This window comes from Marinobacter sp. M3C, from assembly GCF_023311895.1.
Taxonomy (GTDB): Bacteria; Pseudomonadota; Gammaproteobacteria; order Pseudomonadales; family Oleiphilaceae; genus Marinobacter.
Genome location: NZ_CP092284.1, coordinates 836,227 through 855,220, shown reverse-complemented (window position 1 = coordinate 855,220; position 18,994 = coordinate 836,227). Strand labels below are relative to the sequence as shown.

Here is an 18,994-nt window from a genome sequence, read left to right as displayed (position 1 = left end):
TTGTTTCATTTAATCGGTGGGCCAATCGGCCCGAGGTATCCGAGTGCTATTCGTGCTTTTGATTGCTGTGATGACCGTTGTTGCCTGGGTCTGGTTGCGTAACCAGCCGCCCGGCCAGCAAAAACCGGCCATTATCAAGCTGGTGGTGATTGCCGGTGTCGTGATGGTGGTTCTGATGGTCATCACCGGTCGCCTGCCCATCTTGTTCGCAGCGTTGGCTTTCCTGTTTCCGCTATTACGGCGGGTTCTTCCTTCGCTATTGATGGGTCGTCTGTCGGGTTTGGGCGGCGGCCAGGCAAAGGCAAAACCGGGCAACCAGTCCCATGTTTCCAGCGATATCCTCAAAATGACTCTGGACCACGACTCCGGAGATATGATCGGTGAAATAGTGAAAGGCCCCATGGCCGGGCGGGCACTGGCGGACTTGGCCGAGAGTGAATTCATCGGGCTATTGCAGTATTGTCGGGAACAAGACGAGGATTCTGCCCGGCTTTTGGAAACCTATTTAGACCGCCGCTTCGGCGATTCCTGGCGTACTGACGATCCGACTGGCGATGACAGGGCCCAAAACGGCGAGCAGAACGGTGAGCGCAAAAGCTCGAACAGTAGCGGCACTCTGACCGACAGCGAAGCTCTGGATATTCTGGGGCTTCAGGAGGGCGCCAGCCGCGACGAAATTATTCAGGCCCACCGCAGAATGATGCAGAAAATGCACCCGGACCGCGGCGGCAGTAATTACCTGGCTGCCCGTGTTAATGAAGCCAAAGAGCGGTTGCTGAGCTAAGGTGCCGCTGAAGCTGCTTCCACCCGCGCTAAAAATCCGCTTATGTCGTCAAACGCCTCTTCCGCCTCTGGTAACAGTGGCGTAAACATGTGCCAAACATGAACCATGTCGGGCCAGGTTTTCATTTCCACCGGCGAGCCGGCCTTTTGCGCCTTTGATACATACCGTTGGGCGTTTTCGTGCAGCAACTCCGATTCGCTGACGTGAATCAGTGTTGGCGGCAGATTGTGGAGTTTTCCCCGCAGGGGTGATGCCATTGGGCTGGTGGGCAATATGCGAATGCCAAAAACGGTTCCCCACCACAGCAGCGGTGAGGGTATGCGCGCCAGCTTTTCAACGGCTGGCCCCAGCATTGCGTCGGTTTTCAGGTTGGCTCTCTTGCTTAGTGACGTAAGCATGAGCTCGGTGGAAGGTGAGAGGGCAATCGCGGCATTCGGTGATGGCAGATTCTGGTCTCGTATCCAGGCAATCAGGCCCAGGGTGTGACTGCCGCCGGCGGAATCCCCGGCGATCACTACAAAATCGGGCGCAGCCTTTCCGTCCGGGCCGTTATCGAGTATCCAGCGGTAAGCCTGCTGGCAGTCGACAATGCCTTCAAGATAGCGGTTTTCTGGCATTAACCGGTAATCAACGGCGAATACGCAGGCGTGGGCCAACCTAGACAAACGATCAGTGATTGCGCGATGACTTTTGGGGCTGCCTGCAATCCAGGAGCCGCCGTGAATGTAGAGAATCCGGCGGTTGGGGTCTGATCCGGGTGCAATCACCCACTCCCCATTGGGCTCGCCCTCTTTAGCCGGGCGGATATCTGAGACCAGTTCCAGCCCGTCGTTCATGCTGTCCATGTAGCGCCGTAGGGCCTCTATCCGAGCCCGGCCGCGCAGGCCTTTAGACGCAGCGTGCATTCCCTGTACCTTTTCAAGCACTTGCTGCCGGGCATCGCTTTGCGGCTGGTGGGTGGTCGTTCCGCTATCAGTCCCGGCATCGTGTTTTTTGCGCAGAATAAACACCACTGCAGTCACCAGTGCGACCATCACCAGGCCAAGCCACATCATTACAAACCAGGCGATTCCGAAAATCATCTTTAAACCCCTGCGTAGTTTTAAGACAGCTCGTTTGTGAGCCGCCATGTTAGTTTACTCATGGTTCTTACACTGATCTGTCTAGCTATGATCGCTCTAGCTTTGAACATGCTCGTTTTATCACTCTGGCATGGTGCGAATCAGCGTCTATAATTCTGGTCACAGAGTGTAAAAGCCCATGAAATGCATCACTAAAAAATGGTCATGGTGGGGCATTTCAAGAAAATACGTTGACCCATTAAACCGTCAAACATCGCCCGAGCGAATGATTTATGGCCTATTTTAACAAACACTACCACAGCCCAGGTACAGCACCCGGAACCCTGGTGACCATTCGGAAACCGGTAACGCCGGTTGCCATAAATCTGATTGATTACACGGAGTCCTCGGTTGAGGAGCACCAACTTGCGTCAGCGCGCGATTGTCGGCCATTTCTGGCTCGGGAGAGCAAAACCTGGATTCAGGTAAACGGGCATATTGATCCAGACACCCTTCGCGATTTTGGTGAGCTGTTTGATCTTCACGACCTGGCGCTGGAGGACATCATCAACAGTGGCCAACGCCCCAAAATTGAACTTTATGACGACCAAATTTTCATCATCGCGACACTGCCCGTTTACGATGGCCAGAATCTGGAGTTGGTTCAGGTTAGCCTATTTGTTGGGAAAAACTATCTGATCTGCTTTTGCCCTTTGGCGAATGACCCTTTTGAGCCGGTGCGCAAGCGAATGCGACAACCCAACAACCGGCGCTTCGCAAACCGCGGGATTGATTATTTACTGTATGCGCTGATGGATTTTATTATTGATGCCGGTTTTCCAGTATTGGAACAATTCGGCGGCGAACTTGAAGCACTTGAGGAGGAGTTGCTGGCGCGCCCGAGTCAGAAAACGCTGGCGTCATTGCATGAGCTAAAACGCGAGCTACTGACTCTACGCCGGGTGCTTTGGCCCCAGCGGGAACTGATCACAACGCTCATGCGGGGTGAAGACGAGCTGATTCTGGCAGACACCCTGGTGTATTTCCGGGACTGTTACGACCACAGCATTCAGATTATCGAATTATTGGAAAGCTTTCGCGATATGGCTGCCAGTATGCTGGATATCTACCTGTCCAGTATTAGCCAGCGCACCAACGAGACGATGCGGGTGTTGACGATCATTGCAACCATCTTCATTCCATTGACGTTTGTGGTGGGTGTTTACGGCATGAATTTTGACCATCCGGGCAGCCCCTGGTCGATGCCGGAACTGGGCTGGTATTACGGTTACCCGATGGTCTGGGGCATCATGGTTCTAATCGTTCTGGCGTTGCTGTGGTTCTTCAAACGCCGACACTGGATATAGCCCTTCACGTAGCCCGCTTCGGTGGCCGTTATGTTGTTCTGCGATGGCAGCCAACAGGCTGGATACGGCGTCTTCCACGTTGCCATTGTTCTCGATGACAAGGCAGTCTGAAGGGAGTTGCTGTTCCAGCTCTCGGGCACGGCGAATCCGCGCGTCGATCTGTTCGGCGCATTCCCGGCCGCGCTGCATCAGGCGCTGTTGCAGCCGGTCCGGGTCGACACGGATCAGTACCGGAATAAGCGTGTCGCCATAGCGCGACCGAGCCTCTTCGAGATAGCCGCGGGATCCATTCACAAGTACCTGGCCACCGCGAGCAAGCCACTGGTCGATCTCGCGGCCGATCCCGTAGCGGAAACCATTGGCTGACCAGTGCATGGCAAAGGCATCTATGGCTACCCGCTGCTTGAACTCGGTGTCTGAAAGCCAGATATGGCGCTCGGTGCCGCCATCCGGCTTCCGGGTTATATAGCGGTGGGCTACGAGTGGTCTCAAATCATCGTTAGAGCCTGCCCGGCAGCCTCGCAGTAGTGTGTCCTTGCCCGCTCCTGACGCCCCCATAATGTAAAACAGGCGTCCCAGCCCGGCCGTGAGGGGCTGTTTACTGTTTGATTCTGGCACCTTTAGCTCCTCATTAGCGTTTTAATACACGCGTTTTCCGCTTCGCCAGACGTTTTGAATCACCGGCAGTTGATTTCTGGGTTGCACCAGCACCAGGTCCGCCCGTTTGCCACGTTCGATTACGCCGCGGTCATGGAGGTTGGCGCAGCGCGCGGGGGTGGCAGTGACGGTGGCGATGGCCCGAGCGATGTCATAGTCGTTGTCTTCCATGCTGGCCAGGCGAAATGCCGCGTCCAGCATGCTGGCGGGATAATAGTCGGACGACAGTATGTCGAGCACCCCGGCGGAGGCCAGTTCGGCCGCTGCAATGTTGCCAGAGTGGGAGCCGCCCCGGACAATATTGGGCGCACCCATCAATACCCGCAACCCCTGCTCATGGGAGGCTTTAGCCGCTTCCCGGGTGGTGGGGAATTCCGCAATACGCATACCTAATGCTGCCGACTCTGCAACGTGGTCCAGGGTCGCGTCATCATGGCTGGCCAGCGGGATGCCTCTGGCCTGGCAGATGGCGACTATGGCTTTGCGGTTCCGGTCGCTGTGCAGCAGGGCGGATTCCTTGCGCTTGTGCGTAAAGGTGTCCATTTCAGCATCATTGAGGTTGTGCTTGCCCTGGTAATACTGCCGGTACTTGTCTTCCCGGACGAATTGACGCTGCCCTGGCGTGTGATCCATGACCGAGACAAGCTGGAGCAAGGGGTGATCAACCAAGTCTTCGAACAACTGCAGGGTTTCGCCAAAACTGACTTCGCAGCGCAGGTGCAGCAGGTGATCTGCCCGCAATAGGCCCGCGTCACGTGTTTCTGACAGAGCGTCGACGAGGGTCCTTAGGTGGGTCAGGCGGTTGCTGTCATCAATAATATCACCGACGGACAACGCGTCGAATACCGTGGTTATGCCAGACGATACGATATGGGCGTCGTGGGTGAGCACGGCCGGGTGGCTGGGCCAGATAACGCCCGGCCGTGGCGAAAAGTGCTTTTCAAGATTGTCCGTATGCAGTTCCACCAATCCCGGAATCAGATAGGCTCCCTGGCAATCCTGGGCTTTGGCTGCCCGGGTGTTCCCCCGATCTATAGCACTGATCAAACCATTCCGGACTTTGAGTGTGCCGGTAAATACTTCGTTTTCAGTCACAATACGGGCGTTGGTGAGCAGTAATTCACTGCTTTCAAGCTGCGGCCGTTCCAGTGTCAGGTCCATGGCGCTCATGCTGCTTCCTCTTTTGCGGGGCTGGTCAGAGGTATTCTGCGGTCGGCCAGCTGATCGCGTAGCCCGGCGTCGTGGAAAATTCCTACAATAGCCGCGCCGCGTTCCCGGGCCTGCTGGATAAGCGACACCACAACAGCGCAGTTGTCTGCATCTAAAGACGCCGTGGGTTCGTCCAACAAAAGGATGGGGTAATCAACCACGAAGCCCCGGGCGATATTGACCCGCTGCTGCTCGCCGCCGGAAAAAGTCGAGGGAGCCAGGTGCCAGAGCGTCTTGGGTATGTTCAGTTGGCGCAGCAATCCGGAGGCTTTTTCGCGGCAGGTCTCCCGGTCTACGCCTAGGGCCCTTAGCGGTTCCATCACCACTTCGAGGGTCGATACCCGGGGAATAACCCGCAGGAATTGGCTGACATAGCCCAGGGTTTGCCGCCGGATGGTCAGAATCTGCCTGGGTGTTGCTGTGACCAGGTCGGTAAGCTCGCCCTGGTGCCGAACATGAAGTTGACCGGACTGGGGCTTATAATTGGCGTAAAGCGAACGCAAAAGGGTACTTTTGCCGGACCCGGAGCGCCCATCCAGTACCACGCATTCGCCAGCGTTCACGTTAAAGGACACATCCGTGAGGACAGGGTAGGAAACACCACCCTGATTGTGCAGGGTGAATCGTTTGTTCAGGTCGGTAACCTGGATCATGACTGTCATTGCAGTTCTCCAGTTCGATCACAGTGCGGTGTCACGGGGTCAACACCGAAGACACAAGCAACTGACTGTAAGGGTGTTGTGGGTCATCCAGTATCTGGTCGGTAAGACCCTGCTCAACCACTTTGCCGCCACGCATGACCATGAGCCGGTGGGATAACAATCGGGCGACAGCAAGGTCGTGGGTAACCAGCACAACAGAAAGGCCCAGGTCTACCACCAGGTTGCGCAGCATATCCAGCAGGCGGGCTTGAACTGAAACATCCAGCCCGCCGGTGGGTTCATCCATGAAAACCAGGCGCGGCTGGGTGACCAGGTTGCGGGCAATCTGAAGGCGCTGCTGCATGCCTCCGGAAAACGTGCGGGGCAGGTCATCAATACGGGCGGTATCAATCTCCATTTCTCGCAGCCAGGCCTCCCCTGTTGAACGCAGGTTGCCGTAATGACGTTCACCGATGGCCATCAATCGTTCGCCAATATTGGCGCCGGCGCTTACGCCCATCCGCAGGCCATCCCGGGGGTGCTGGTGAACAATCCCCCAGTCGGTGCGCAGCAAAAGCCGGCGCTGGCTTTCGGTAATTTTGTAGATGTCGAGTTTATCGCCTTGTTTGCCTGTGTACTCAATCTGTCCGGAGTCTGGTGTCAGCATTCCGGACAGGCATTGCAGCAGCGTGGTTTTGCCGGAGCCAGACTCGCCCACTATTCCCAGTACTTCGCCGGGCCAGAGTTCAAAGTCGACGCCATCCACGCCTTTGCCAGGGGCATAGAGTTTGCGCAGATTTTTCACCTTCAGCAGAGGCTCAGCCAAGGCCTCTTGTGTCATGGCCATTGCCGCGTTCGTCATACAGCCTCCTGACGGGCGCCGTTCGCGAAGCGCTGATTGCAATAGTCGGTGTCCGAACAGATGAAAATGCGCCCGCCCTCATCGTCTGTCACCACTTCATCCAGGAAGGAATGGTCCGATCCGCAAAACTCGCAGGTCTGGTCCCAGCCCTGAATCTCGAAGGGGTGATCCTCGAAATCAAGACTTTCAACCCGGGTAAACGGCGGGATAGCGTAGATGCGTTTCTCCCGGCCAGCGCCGAACAGTTGCAGTGCAGGGCTGCCGTGCATCTTGGGATTGTCGAATTTGGGGATGGGCGAAGGGTCCATCACATAGTGGCCGTTGACTTTGACCGGGTAGGCGTAGGTGGTCGCAATGTGGCCGAAACGAGCAATGTCTTCATACAGTTTGACGTGCATCACCCCGTATTCCTGCAGTGCATGCATCTTTCGGGTCTCGGTTTCCCGCGGCTCGATAAAGCGCAGAGGGTCGGGAATCGGTACCTGATAGACCAGTATCTGGCCGTGGCTGAGCGGCGTCTCCGGTATCCGGTGACGGGTCTGGATAACGCTCGCTTCACGGGTAGATTCTGTGGTGGCAACGCCGGCGGTGCGGGCAAAAAAGCGCCTGATGCTGACCGCATTGGTGGTGTCGTCTGCGCCCTGGTCGATCACTTTGAGAACGTCATCCTGACCGATAATAGTGGCCGTGACTTGCATGCCACCGGTGCCCCAGCCATAGGGTAACGGCATCTCGCGTCCGCCGAAGGGTACCTGGTACCCGGGCACCGCCACGGCTTTCAGCAAGCATCGGCGAATCATCCGTTTGGTCTGCTCGTCCAGGTAGGCGAAGTTATAGCCGGTGCTGTTACTTTGGCTGTTACTTTGGCTGTCATTCTGGCCGTCATTCTGGCTAACAGGGTTGTGGTAAAGAGCTGCGTTGGTCATGCCTGTTTCACCTCACGGCGTTGTTCGTTATCCGTGCTCGGCTCATCTTGGTTGCCGGGTTTGGATGTGGTGTTAACTTTTGGGCCCTGGCGGCCTGATTTGCGTTGTTCAAACTCTTTGCGGAGCCGTCGCAGCAGTACCAGCTCAGACTGGAAATCGACGTAGTGGGGTAGCTTCAGATGAGACACGAAACCCGAGGAGTCGAGGTTGTCGCAGTGAGCAAGAACAAACTCCTCGTCTTGCGCCGGCGAAACCACGTCCTCACCCAGCTCCCGCGCCCGCAGTGCGCGATCCACCAGCGCCATCGCCAGTGCCTTGCGCTCGGAATTGCCAAACGCCAGGCCGTAGCCACGGGTGAAGCGTGGTGCCTCGGTTTCAGTGCCGATAAACTGGTTGATCATGTCGCATTCGCTAACCTGAATGTCACCGACAATAACGGAAAAACCCAGTTCTTCCGGTGCGATTTCCACCGCCACTTCGCCCTGGCGGATTTCCCCTGCAAACGGGTGATTGCGGCCGTAACCGCGCTGGGTAGAGTAGGCGAGTGCCAGCAGGAATCCCTCGTCGCCGCGGGCCAGGGCTTGAAGACGCAGGTCCCGGCCAGCGGGATAGTCCAGTGGTTGGCGGGTAAGATCGGCCGGCGCTTCTGACTCGGCTGAACCGTCGGATTGAGTGCGACCGCTATTGGCCAGCGGGCTTTCAATCAGCCCCTCGCTGTTGAGGAAATCCAGTACCCGCGGGCAGTCTTCTATGGTCTCGTCGCCGGAGGGTGGTGCTGAGGCACGCTCGCCATTGGCCAGCAAGGTAAAATCCAGCAGTCGGTGAGTGTAATCGTAGGTCGGGCCTAACACCTGGCCGCCAGGCAGATCCTTGTAGGCAGCGGAAATCCGGCGCTGGATAGCCATGGTGTTGGTTTCCATTGGCACAGACGCGAGAAAACGCGGCAGAGTCGTGCGATAGGCCCGCAGAAGGAATATGGCTTCAATGGCATCGCCGCTGGCCTGCTTGAGCGCCAGTGCTGCAAGTTCCGGGTCGTAAAGAGAGCCTTCGGCCATCACCCGGTCTACCGCGAGCCCCATTTGCTGGCGAATCTGGGCAACGCTTAGTTCCGGTAGCGAGGTGTCGCCGCGGCGGGTTTCGTCAAGCCAGCTGTGGGCCTGATCGATGGCTTTTTCGCCGCCTTTGACAGCTACGTACATGCTATATCTCCACTCGGGTGGTGCGTGGCAGGCCCATCAGGGCCGTTCCGGCGGTGAACAGAAGGTCAACTCCACAAGGAAATCGACTGCAATTATCGGCCAGCATGCCAGGCCAACGCGGGTCCAGACCGGCGATGCCGACCTTGCGTATGCCATCGATCCCCGGGCCACGCAGAACCCAGGTGCTGGCTGAATCCAGGCTCTCCACCTGCACGATAACCGTGGTGGAGCGGTCTGGGTATTCATGGCTGCCTTGGGCAAATTGGGTCAGATCGCCGTCAAAATCAGTTGATATCAGAGCAAACTCTGCCTGGCCCGGCTCGTCCACAAGGCGACAGCCACAGTGAAAACGCAGCGCGCTCACCAAGGCATCGGTTCTTAGGGCCGGGGCGATCCACAAGGGTGTTTCCGCGTCCAGAAGTGCCAGGCAAAGCTGGTATGAAGCAATGTTTGCGCCTTCAGGCGCTGGGCTTTCCGACACGTTTTGCACGGTTCCGGGCTCAGACAGCGCCGTGAGCGCGCGACGAAAAACCTGTTGTGACTGATGTACCGGATCGTCGAATCCGGCGCAAAGTCCGGCTAGTGAGAATGTTGAGGAGAGAGCTGGTGAGAGCCCCGGCATGGCGAATGGATGAATTTCGTTTGTCGCGGTCATCGGTTAGCTCCCTCTTACCATGGTCATGAAGTTAACTTTGGTTGTGGCGGCTTTGCGAGAGACTTCTTCACGGCGAGCTAGCCACTGCTCGTGCAGTGGCTGTATCAATGCAGGGCCGTGTTTACTGCTGTTTTCGCACATCAGCCCGTCGAACAGTGCCGCCAGTTCAGCGTGGCGCCGGCTGCGGCCAGTAACATAGCCAAAGCCCTGTGCACCACCACCCAGTTCCACCACACATCGGGTGAGCGTTATTTCGCCGAGATTAAAGGGCGAACCTGTGCCTCCGGTGCGGCCACGCAACATGGCCATGCCAATTTCCGGTTTACGCAGGTGGCGGAAAGTCGGTCGGTTTGCCAGGTTCTGCCAGTAAGTCTCCAGATCATTAAGGTCTGCTCTTGCCAATACCGACATCCAATATTGACGATTAGCGACCTCGGACGTGGAATCCGCAGTTTGTGACGAGTTCTGTGAAGAGTCCTGTGAAAAGGCCTGTGAAAAGGCCTGCGCATGGGTCATGGGCCGTTTTCTCCTGTAGATGGGTCAGTTATCTAGATAAAGCGTTTGCGGATCCACTGAGAAGTGATATCCAGTGAGGTCACGACCAGAATAATGATGATCATCACCGCGCAGGTTTGAGCGAACTGGAAGCCGCGCATGCTCTCCCAGAGAATCACGCCGATGCCGCCAGCGCCCACCATGCCCACAACGGTGGCGGAGCGGACATTGGATTCGAATCGATACAGTGAATAGGAAATCCACAACGGCAGAACCTGAGGGATAACGCCATAAATGATTTCCTGCAGACCACTGGCGCCGGTGGCTCGGACACCTTCTACCGGCCCTGGGTCAATGGCCTCCACGGCTTCGGAAAACAGTTTTGCCAGTACCCCGGTGGTGTGGATGAACAACGCCATGACCCCGGCGAACGGTCCCAGCCCCACAGCGACCACAAACAGCATGGCAAAGACCATCTCGTTGATGGCGCGGAACGAATCCATCAGGCGGCGAACCGGCTGGCAGACCCACCAGGGCACCAGATTTTCCGAGGACATGATTCCGAAAGGGATGGCCAGAATGACCGCCATCACGGTGCCCCAGATCGCAATCTGTACGGTGGTGACCATCTCGCTTAGATAGAGCCGCCAATAATGAAAATCGGGCGGGAAAAAATCAGCGGCGAATACGGCCATGTTGTTACCGTCGGCAATCAGAGCCGCCGGATTCATCTCGGCGCCTTCCCAGGCCCAGATCAGGACGGCGCCGGTGATGCCCCAGCCCAGCAAGGCCGCCCAGTTCCGTGAAAGCAGGTTGTTTTGGCCTTCGGGAAGATGTGAGTGTGTTGATGCGCTATGCATGAGAGCTGCCTGTCGCGTTTACGTCTGGAGGTGCCGGGGTCTTCTCTGGCGCGAAAAGGGCTGGCGGTATAAGCCAGCCCTGAGGCTTGTCAGTTGGACTCTTCGCGGGCAGCGTCTAGCGCTGCAAGCCGACGATCCAGACCGGCCAGCTGGGCTTCGATGTCAGCCAGCTTTTCGGTCTTTTCCTGTGCTGAGTAACGGATGTCGTTCTCGATGGCCGCTTTTTGCTTGAACATTTCGAGCTGACGAATGGGGATCAGCTGGTCATTGCTGGAAGCACGGAAGGGCGCCCACTGAAGGTCGGCCAGAATTTTCAATTCTTTTTCGTCGCCGGTAGTGCCGTAGCTCATCAGGAAGTCGTAGACCTTCTGTTTGGTTTGTGCCGGCAAGTTTTTGCGCCAGACCAGCGGGTCAGACGGAATCAGCGGTGATTTCCAGATCACTTTGAGGTTGTCCGCTTTTTCCGGAAACGTGAGCTGCAATCGTGCCATGCTCTCGGTATTGAAGGTGGCCACGTCTACCTGTTTGTTAGCCACGGCCATGGCGTTGGTTTCATGGCTCGAGTTTAGAGTGCGCTTAAAGGCTTCTTTGGGATTGACGCCATTTTTGGCAAAAATGTAGTAGCTGGGAACCAGGAAACCGGAGGTGGAGTTCGGGTCGCCATTACCGAACGTAAGGTCTTTGGCGTTGGCCAGAACATCCGCGACCGTATTCAGGTGGGTACTGTCTTTGTGAACGATCATCAGGCTCCAGTAGCCTGGTGAGCCGTCTGCTGCAACGGTCTGGGCCATAATTTCACCACCGGCACGGTCCACAGCTTCCATGGCCGACTTGTTGCCGTACCAGGCAATGTCGACCTTGTCGAAGCGCATTGCCTGGATGATGCCGGCATAATCCGGTGCAAAGAAACCTTTCACCTCCATGTCCAGCTTTGCAGACATGTCTTCAAGAAAAGGTTCCCAGACGCCTTTCAGATTGCTGGAAGATTCGGTCGAAATGATACCAAAATTGAGGGTATTCAGTTCCTCTGCCTGCAGGCCAGCGGCGCCCACTGTGACGGCTGCCGCCAGGGTCATGCGGCCTATCCATTGTTTGAACATAATTGTTTCCTTTGGCTTTTAAGTGTTGGTGAAAATACAGGGCCGTTTTCCAGTCAGCCGGCGGCTGCCAGAGCAAACCCTTTGGCGGGTGTGGGGATTTTTCGGTTCTTGACCGGTTCGCCGTCGATGTCGAAAGAGGTGGTGCCGTAAATACTGGCCAGCACCGCGGGAGTCAGATTCGCGGATGGGCCGTCGTACACTATTTCGCCAGCCTTCAGTGCTACCGCTCGGTGGCAAAATTCGCGGGCATAATCGACTTGATGAAGTGTGACCACAACGGTGCGTCCGTCCTGGTCATTAATGTCGGCAAGAATTTCCATGACCCGGCGGGCCGATTCAGGATCCAGCGAAGCGATGGGTTCGTCGGCAAGAATCACTTCGGCTTTCTGAGTAAGTGTGCGGGCGATGGCAACCCGTTGCTGCTGGCCACCAGACAGGCAGGATGCCCGCTGGGTTGCCCACAGATCCATGCCGACGCGGTTCAGGCATTTTAGGGCCAGGGCTCTTTCTTCAGCATTGAAAAAACCGAGGCATCCACGCCAACCGGGCACGCGGCCCAAGGCGCCGGTGAGCACATTGGTCATTACCTTCATGCGGCCCACAAGGTTGAACTGCTGGAAGATATAGCCTATTCGCGCCCGCGTTCTTCGGACGTCCGGTGACAGCCGTCCGTTGCATTGCACGATTTGTCCCAGTACGCGAATTTCGCCGCTGTCTTCATCGCCGCAGCTCAGCCCGGCCAGGTGCCGAAGGAGCGTGGACTTGCCAGAACCGGAGGGGCCGATAAGGGCCACCATCTCGCCGGATTCAATGGAAAGGTTGATGTTCTTGAGGGCTTTATCCTTGCGTTTGTTTTTGCCAAACGTCTTTGATAAACCTTGAACCTGAATTTCGGGATCCATAGATCGCCTATCCTGTCGTGTTTCCAACGTGTGCAGGTAGTGTCTCTGGCGGCTGTGACGATTCGATGTCGTTTAGATGACAGGTAGTTGAAGGTTTTAAGACGGGAGTGTGAAATCTACCCGGTCCCCATCCTGGGCAACCTTTATACGATTCGGCAAGTTCGGATTCGTGCTCTGGCGCCAGCTATCCACCTCGTGGCTGATGTGGATGAGCCATGCGCGGTCTGGATTTACAGCTTCAATGCAATCCAGGGCCATGGTCCAGTCGTTATGGCCTTTCGGCTGATCAGACGGCGGGAAGGAACAGTCTATTGCCAGCCCATCAGGCTTCATTGTTTGTAAAAAGTGCTGGGTGTCATGGGGTAGGCCGCGGGTATCGGTCAAATAGGCAAACGTGGGCCCACCGGTAACTTCGAAGACGTAGCCAAAGGTGGGCTTTGAGTGAATCAGCGGCACAGGTGTGACCTTTAACCCCCCGACTCCAAACGCAGAGAACGCTTTTTGGGGGTTGAAATCGAGTATGCCAGGATGGCGGAACAGATCGCCGCAGCCGTCAGGGTCAGGCGGCATGAACACGGGGATACTTGGCCCCTTGCCCCAGCGCAGGTGAAACAGCCCCTGAACATGGTCAGGGTGAAAATGCGTCAGCACAATGGCGTCCAACTCGCCGGGAGCAAAGCGTTTGTGCAGATCCATCAGGCCGCCATCAATCAGAATGCGGGTGGTTCCGGATTCGATCAGGGCGGAGCAGGGCTCGCGCGCAAAGGCTGCATTCATTTTGGCGACGGAACAGGCCGCGCAACGACAGCCGTAAAGTGGTACGCCACCGGCTGCGCCCGTTCCTAAAAAGGTTATCCGCATCGGATGCTCCCGGAAGGGTCAGGGCCCGGACAGGCCTCATGGTTTCCAGACCATAGAATAAGCGGTGATGATAACCCTTCAGAGTTAAACAAATGTGACAGTCAGAAACAGGTGTCCCTATTTACGGTTGCTCACCACTTTCCACGGACGCCACTTCAGTTTTTACGAGCGCGCGGCCAAATTCTCTAAGCATGAAAGGGCGGAAGCTTGCCATGCTGGGGCCATCCTGATTCAAGTCCGGTTTTGCACCCGTTTGAAACCCGGGTAATCCTCCGCCGTTGTCTCCGATCGCAAGGAATGGCGCAAGTAATGCCGGATTGCCGCTGATCACGTGAACAATAACGTCCCGGCTGGCGCCTTCGCCGGTCACCAGTGGTGCCGGCTGGTGATCGCCTAACAGCACCAGCAGGGTATTCTCATCCACATGGCGCGTTGCATAGCCTGTTGCCACGTTCAACGCGTAATCGATAGCCAGGGCGTAGTGTTCACGAACTCGATTAGGCTCTCGCCACAGGCTGGCAGGTGTTTCGCCAGCGCCTTTCCATTGATTGAACGCCGTGCCGTTGCCAACGCTGTCCCAATCGTCCAGCACCGGTAAAATAGGCACCCAGGGAGCATGGCTGCTAATCAGAGCCACTTCTGCAAACATCGGCCCAGCAGCTTGTTCACGAACGCTCTGCTGAAACCAGGACCAAGTGTACTGATCCGGCATAGTCACCCAGTTAAACGGGGGCCCCTGGTAATCCATGGTGGTGGATTCGTAAATACGGTTGTAGCCGAATGCCTGGCCTTCTGGCCAATTTTGGGTAATTGCCGGCATCACCGCGACGGTATCGTGGCCGGTTTCCGCCATATCGTCTATCAGTGTGGGGTAGTGGCTGGCTAGCAAAATCTCGTAGTCCAGCTGGGTATCAATCCACTGACCGCTTAATAGCGTGGCGTGCGCCAGCCAGGATTGCCCACCTTGCACCGGTGAACGCAAACGGCCAGACACCATATGCAGGCCCGCTGCGCTAACGGCGGCTTCCATTTTGTCGAGACGGGGCCCGATAAGGTGTTTAAAGCGGTCGTCTGCGAGGCTGGAGATACCGTAGGATTCGATAAACCCAAAAATCACATCGATGCTGGCCAGGCCGGGCAGCGCCACAGGCTTTCCTGCCGCCGGATCGTTCGCCAAACTCTGGCTGAACTCAGCCGTTGACCGACGGGTGTCGATAGCCAGCTGTATCTGGTGGGTTGCTAGCTGCGCAGCGCTAAGGCTTACCACCGACTGCGGCACAAATGACACCGCCACCACCAGCAAACCGGTGGCAAAAGCCGCTTTGCCAAAATTAGAGTGCAGGCCTCCGGCAAGGCGACTCAGCAGTTTGCCTACCCACAACGCCAATCCGCAAAATGCCAGTAGCAAACCCAGTAGTATCAGCAATGAAAGGCCAGTGCCGAGGTTACTTAGCATCAGATCGACCACAGAACCGACCACTCCCAGTTCCAGATAAAGGTTGAGTCCCCGCCCAAGACTTTGGCGAATCAGCAAATCGCTCAGCGTAAATAACGCCAACACGGCGTACAGCGTACCCACCACGCCGGCCAGCACCCGGCTAAATAAAGAGGGCGATAACAGGCTAAACACCGCACATACCATTAGCGCCTCGGCGGCAACCCAGGGAATCCATGGGTAGCGCGGCAACAGTAACGCCAGCAACAAACCATTAAACAGCAACAACGTGAGCGCAAAACGCTTCAAAAGGGGACTTCCTTTAAGAAAGGGCGCCCGCTGGTGGGGTGCCCTGTTTCGATATCGATAAAAAACAGATACGCATGAGGCGGGGTTTTCGGATTGCTAAGTGTGTGAAATGTCGTTCAAGTATTTAGCCGCATGGCACATAGCCATTAGCTAACTGTACGATACTGCAAAATAAGACCAACAATTTCATGATCACTTTTCGATGATGCTAGAGAATCATTCAGAGACGTTCTCTGGGGCAAGTGAATGTTGAATTTAGAACGTAAAATATTTTCCACTTGGCCATCAACAGCTGGGTCAAAGTCTTTGCCAACATAAATACGAATGCGCTGATAAATAAATTCTTTATTGGCCATTATAATCATTTCTGTTATTTAGCATTAAAGTGTTTTCCAATATCTTGTTGGGTAACCTGAGCAGGATGTTTTCGAATAATGACCAGCGCGATTCCGCCGAGAATGGCAGCGGAAGCCAACGCCAATCGCAAGGTGATGGATTCGTCCAAAAAAACAATGCCGCCTGCGGCTGCAATCACGGGAACACTGAGCTGTATGATAGCTGCGTTCGTGGCTTTTAGCATGGGCATTACCATGTACCATACAACATACCCTAGCCCGGACGTGAGCGCACCTGAGGTAATTGCGTACCAGATGCCCGCAACATCCAAAGAAAGCCGGCTTACCATGAAAATGCTTAAAACGACCGTAAAGACAAGGGCGCGCGTAAAGTTCCCGGCGCTTATGCGAACGGGATCGCCTGCGCCTCTGCCGCGCAGAGAATAAACACCCCAGAAAACTCCGGCTGCCAACATCAACAGGGAACTGGTCAATGGCGGTGTTGTTGATAAACCAGGCAGAAACAACACCAATAGCCCGCCAAAAGCGAGCGCAAGGCCGGCTAATTGCAGCTTGAATAGGCGTTCTCCTACCCACAAACCGTAAACAATCATTGTGGCTTGAACTGCGCCGAACAACAGCAGTGCGCCCGTGGCCGTGGGCAAGCTCACATAGGCAAATGAAAAGCCCGCCGCGTAGGCAAATAAAGCCGCCGCAGACCACCAGCTTCCGCTGCCGCCGCTGGGCCGGTTGCTGATCCCCACGGCCAGCAACAGAACAATCGCTCCGGAAATTAAACGGATCGTCGTGAAGCTCGCAGCATCAATATCCGTGTGTTTCAAGGCCATCCGGGCCAGTACCGAATTGCTCGCAAAGGCAATCATGGCGAGGGTTGTCAGAATGATTATTCGCATAAGAAACGCTCTATCTGACTGCTCGTTGCCACTACGCCAGCCTGTCTGTTACTCCAATAAGGAGCATTTTTTTGCTGGCGAGAGGGCACTGCGCGCCAAAAAGTGTGTGCTCCGGCGAGCGCCGCGAATGAGTTTGACGGGATTGTTATATCTGCTTGTGGCTGCCATCACACAGTGGTTGCGACGCTGTTAATTTGCAGCCGCAAAAAAATACTTTTTTAGTTTCTGACGCCGCGTATTTCACAGGTTTAAAATCTGAGCCACTATGAGAGCCGTCGCAAAAAGGCTGTTTTGCACTTTTACCGCAAGCACACCAAAAGTAATTTTTACCAGATTCCACTTCCACTGCGTAAGGCGTATCAGATGCTCGAATGGCTTTTGTCATTATTATTCTCTCTCAATGATCGAATGAACATACCGCACAGAGTCTACACCAATACCTGCCGCGTATTGGCAATGTAGTGATGGATCTGGCGCTCAACTTTGGCGCCAATCATGACGTCGGGGCGACGACCGTTAGGGCAGGGCATACTGGGTGTTGTGCCAAACAACCGGCAGATTAAAGGGCGCTCCCCGTAAACTGTACAACCATTGGGGCCAAGGTGCACACAGCTCAGGTCACCTAATGCGGCTTCATGTTCGGCGTCACTTTTTACAGGCAGGCGCGATATTTCTTCCGAAGACGTCGTTACCGGCCCGCAACAATCGTGACAACCCGCCACACACTCGAACGATGGAATCTGCTCACGCAGACGCGCAATAATATCTCGATTTTTATACATCTATACCCGCCATTTACCCAAACATAAACTGTGTTTCAAAAACCTGCTGTGGTTCAAAAAAATCCATTCTATCGATGTAGCGCGCAGATTTTGTTGCCCGAGGGATCTCTTAAGTAGGCAATGTATAAGTTGGCTGCCCCGCGAAGGCCGGGTGGGTTTTCGCATGACGTACCACCATTAGCAGTGCCGGCGGAGTGCCAGGCATCAACGGTTGCGGAATTTTCTGCAGAAAAGCCGATGGTGGTGCCGTTACCATGGCAAGCGGGCGCGCCATCAATGGGCTTCCCAATCGCAAAGGTGCCGCTGTTCGTTCTATAAAAGCAGCGCCCTTTGTCATCCACCAGGCCGGGCTCGTACCCTAGAGCACCAAGAATTGCATCGTAAAAAATCTTTGATTCCTGAACGTCGTTTGCACCAACCATAATGTGACTGAACATACTAACTCCCGTATAAAATGCGAATGGACTGTGTTGCCCAGAGCTGAGGTATTGTCGAGGGAAAGCGAAGACGTAACAAGCCAAGATTCATTTGCCGCTATAACGGGCACTATGGCGCGCGAGTCAATATTTTTTTAAAAGGAGGCAAAGACAGGAAACGAGGTTAGCGAGGCACTTGATCAGTACAGCCGAATATAGCCGCTTATCACAGGCTCCGTTAGACGGAGCCTGTGTTCCTCGAATTTCAGATTCAGAAGTTAAAGCCAATACCGGCGCTGTACGCCCACGCGCCATCGTCGAAGTTATCGTTGGCTTCGCTCGCGCTATCAAAGAATACTTGATATTCCGCCTGAACTGTAATGAAGGTTTTTGGCTTTACGTAGTATTTCACGCCGGCTTCCGGTCCAGCAAAGAAGGTTTCATCGACACCGTCTCCGTAAATACCGCCAATGTTTGCACCAACAAATGGCTGCCATTTTCCCGCATTAAAATGATAGTCGGAAAACACCCGGGTTGCACCGCTCCAACTTGAATCATTCTCGCTATCCGCAAAGCCAACACTTTGGCGGAGACCAAAAGCTGTGCTGTCAGAGTAAAATTTACCCAGATCAAAGCTGACACTGGTTGTATTGTTATCAAAGCCCGAATCGCTTGCTCCTGAACCGGTAAGAGTAAAAAGCCGATCACCGGCCTCAGGTTCAGCTAATGCTAACGCCGGCGATACGGCCAGACACAGAACAGCCACAGAATTTTTCCATTGCATAGCGCTTACTCCTGCATGATTCGGCAGCATATGACCAAGATGGTGAGCTGCCGAATGTTAACGAACACTACGAGCTTAGAGCAGACTCGCACAGTTGGTAATCGCCCAGCAGATTTTGTAATATCCAGCACGGATGTGTGTCACAAATATACATATTAAAATTTGCAATGAATCGACGCATTTCGACTCTCGCCAAGCATTTACTTTGAGGCTTAAAAAGCTTTTACTTGCAGCATCTTTAATTATTTGTTTTTATGGATTTTTTCAGAGTTTTTGATATTTTGTTTAAGGTCTAGTGACAAAAAAAGCGACGTATTATTATGAGGTTATAAACAGGTCTTATGGTAATTTCTAGAGTATGTTATGGATCACTTTCAGGGTGAACAGGAGGTAATGTCAATGAAAAAGATGAACAAAAATTAATAAAAAGACACGATTAT

At 54.9% G+C, this 18,994-nt stretch carries 21 protein-coding genes and 1 pseudogene; 2 read left to right on the top strand and 20 right to left on the bottom strand.

Annotation, left to right across the window (positions count from 1 at the left end; genetic code table 11):
* Positions 1–43: 43 nt before the first annotated feature.
* Positions 44–784 (top strand): molecular chaperone DnaJ, encoded by a 741-nt coding sequence (locus MIH18_RS03810; RefSeq protein WP_249008508.1) that lies wholly within the window; start codon positions 44–46, stop codon positions 782–784.
* Here MIH18_RS03810 and MIH18_RS03805 read toward each other — a convergent pair.
* Positions 781–1,866, bottom strand: a complete 1,086-nt coding sequence (locus MIH18_RS03805; RefSeq protein ID WP_249013968.1) for an alpha/beta hydrolase — start codon at positions 1,864–1,866, stop codon at positions 781–783. The genes MIH18_RS03810 and MIH18_RS03805 overlap by 4 nt on opposite strands.
* Positions 1,867–2,192: 326 nt before the next feature.
* On the opposite strand from MIH18_RS03805, the gene corA reads away from it, so the two are divergent.
* The gene (gene corA / locus MIH18_RS03800; protein ID WP_249013967.1) at positions 2,193–3,212 is read left to right on the top strand and encodes a magnesium/cobalt transporter CorA; all 1,020 of its coding nucleotides are present in this window, start codon (positions 2,193–2,195) and stop codon (positions 3,210–3,212) included.
* Here corA and phnN read toward each other — a convergent pair.
* From phnN to MIH18_RS03705, 19 genes and pseudogenes are all read right to left on the bottom strand, one after another.
* Positions 3,162–3,830, bottom strand: coding sequence for a ribose 1,5-bisphosphokinase (gene phnN, locus MIH18_RS03795; RefSeq protein WP_249013966.1), 669 nt, complete (start codon positions 3,828–3,830; stop codon positions 3,162–3,164). The genes corA and phnN overlap by 51 nt on opposite strands.
* A 21-nt stretch (positions 3,831–3,851) precedes the next feature.
* The gene (locus MIH18_RS03790) at positions 3,852–5,039 is read right to left on the bottom strand and encodes an alpha-D-ribose 1-methylphosphonate 5-triphosphate diphosphatase (protein WP_249008512.1); all 1,188 of its coding nucleotides are present in this window, start codon (positions 5,037–5,039) and stop codon (positions 3,852–3,854) included.
* Positions 5,036–5,740, bottom strand: a complete 705-nt coding sequence (gene phnL, locus MIH18_RS03785) for a phosphonate C-P lyase system protein PhnL (RefSeq protein WP_249008513.1) — start codon at positions 5,738–5,740, stop codon at positions 5,036–5,038. Before phnL ends, MIH18_RS03790 begins: the two co-directional genes overlap by 4 nt.
* A gap of 31 nt (positions 5,741–5,771) precedes the next feature.
* The gene (gene phnK / locus MIH18_RS03780; RefSeq protein ID WP_249008514.1) at positions 5,772–6,581 is read right to left on the bottom strand and encodes a phosphonate C-P lyase system protein PhnK; all 810 of its coding nucleotides are present in this window, start codon (positions 6,579–6,581) and stop codon (positions 5,772–5,774) included.
* A complete protein-coding gene (locus MIH18_RS03775; protein WP_283164107.1) occupies positions 6,578–7,507 on the bottom strand; it encodes an alpha-D-ribose 1-methylphosphonate 5-phosphate C-P-lyase PhnJ in 930 nt (309 codons plus the stop codon). The genes phnK and MIH18_RS03775 overlap by 4 nt, the downstream gene beginning before the upstream one ends.
* A complete protein-coding gene (locus MIH18_RS03770; RefSeq protein WP_249008515.1) occupies positions 7,504–8,706 on the bottom strand; it encodes a carbon-phosphorus lyase complex subunit PhnI in 1,203 nt (400 codons plus the stop codon). The genes MIH18_RS03775 and MIH18_RS03770 overlap by 4 nt, the downstream gene beginning before the upstream one ends.
* A gap of 1 nt (position 8,707) precedes the next feature.
* Positions 8,708–9,361, bottom strand: a complete 654-nt coding sequence (gene phnH / locus MIH18_RS03765) for a phosphonate C-P lyase system protein PhnH (protein WP_249008516.1) — start codon at positions 9,359–9,361, stop codon at positions 8,708–8,710.
* Between the two features lie 3 nt (positions 9,362–9,364).
* Positions 9,365–9,877 (bottom strand): phosphonate C-P lyase system protein PhnG, encoded by a 513-nt coding sequence (gene phnG, locus MIH18_RS03760; protein ID WP_249013965.1) that lies wholly within the window; start codon positions 9,875–9,877, stop codon positions 9,365–9,367.
* 32 nt (positions 9,878–9,909) lie between these two features.
* Complete coding sequence (gene phnE, locus MIH18_RS03755) at positions 9,910–10,716, bottom strand: phosphonate ABC transporter, permease protein PhnE (protein ID WP_249008518.1); 807 nt, start codon at positions 10,714–10,716, stop codon at positions 9,910–9,912.
* Between the two features lie 89 nt (positions 10,717–10,805).
* Positions 10,806–11,816 (bottom strand): phosphonate ABC transporter substrate-binding protein, encoded by a 1,011-nt coding sequence (gene phnD, locus MIH18_RS03750; protein ID WP_249008519.1) that lies wholly within the window; start codon positions 11,814–11,816, stop codon positions 10,806–10,808.
* Between the two features lie 143 nt (positions 11,817–11,959).
* Positions 11,960–12,718 (bottom strand): annotated as a pseudogene (phnC, locus tag MIH18_RS03745) (phosphonate ABC transporter ATP-binding protein); the annotation flags it as partial.
* Positions 12,719–12,814: 96 nt separating this feature from the next.
* Positions 12,815–13,579 carry a phosphonate metabolism protein PhnP gene (phnP, locus tag MIH18_RS03740; RefSeq protein WP_249008521.1) on the bottom strand — a complete coding sequence of 255 codons (765 nt, stop codon included), beginning with the start codon at positions 13,577–13,579 and terminating at the stop codon, positions 12,815–12,817.
* A gap of 121 nt (positions 13,580–13,700) precedes the next feature.
* Positions 13,701–15,323: a sulfatase-like hydrolase/transferase gene (locus MIH18_RS03735; RefSeq protein ID WP_249013963.1), complete on the bottom strand. Its 1,623-nt coding sequence runs from the start codon at positions 15,321–15,323 to the stop codon at positions 13,701–13,703.
* A gap of 146 nt (positions 15,324–15,469) precedes the next feature.
* Positions 15,470–15,679: a hypothetical protein gene (locus MIH18_RS03730; RefSeq protein ID WP_249008523.1), complete on the bottom strand. Its 210-nt coding sequence runs from the start codon at positions 15,677–15,679 to the stop codon at positions 15,470–15,472.
* 14 nt (positions 15,680–15,693) lie between these two features.
* Positions 15,694–16,572 carry a DMT family transporter gene (locus MIH18_RS03725; RefSeq protein WP_249013962.1) on the bottom strand — a complete coding sequence of 293 codons (879 nt, stop codon included), beginning with the start codon at positions 16,570–16,572 and terminating at the stop codon, positions 15,694–15,696.
* Positions 16,573–16,717: 145 nt separating this feature from the next.
* Positions 16,718–16,957 (bottom strand): CDGSH iron-sulfur domain-containing protein, encoded by a 240-nt coding sequence (locus tag MIH18_RS03720; RefSeq protein WP_249008968.1) that lies wholly within the window; start codon positions 16,955–16,957, stop codon positions 16,718–16,720.
* Positions 16,958–17,000: 43 nt separating this feature from the next.
* Positions 17,001–17,354, bottom strand: a complete 354-nt coding sequence (locus MIH18_RS03715) for a YkgJ family cysteine cluster protein (protein ID WP_249013961.1) — start codon at positions 17,352–17,354, stop codon at positions 17,001–17,003.
* 68 nt (positions 17,355–17,422) lie between these two features.
* Positions 17,423–17,791: a VOC family protein gene (locus MIH18_RS03710; RefSeq protein ID WP_249008526.1), complete on the bottom strand. Its 369-nt coding sequence runs from the start codon at positions 17,789–17,791 to the stop codon at positions 17,423–17,425.
* 250 nt (positions 17,792–18,041) lie between these two features.
* Positions 18,042–18,554: a hypothetical protein gene (locus MIH18_RS03705; RefSeq protein WP_249008527.1), complete on the bottom strand. Its 513-nt coding sequence runs from the start codon at positions 18,552–18,554 to the stop codon at positions 18,042–18,044.
* Positions 18,555–18,994: the final 440 nt, after the last annotated feature.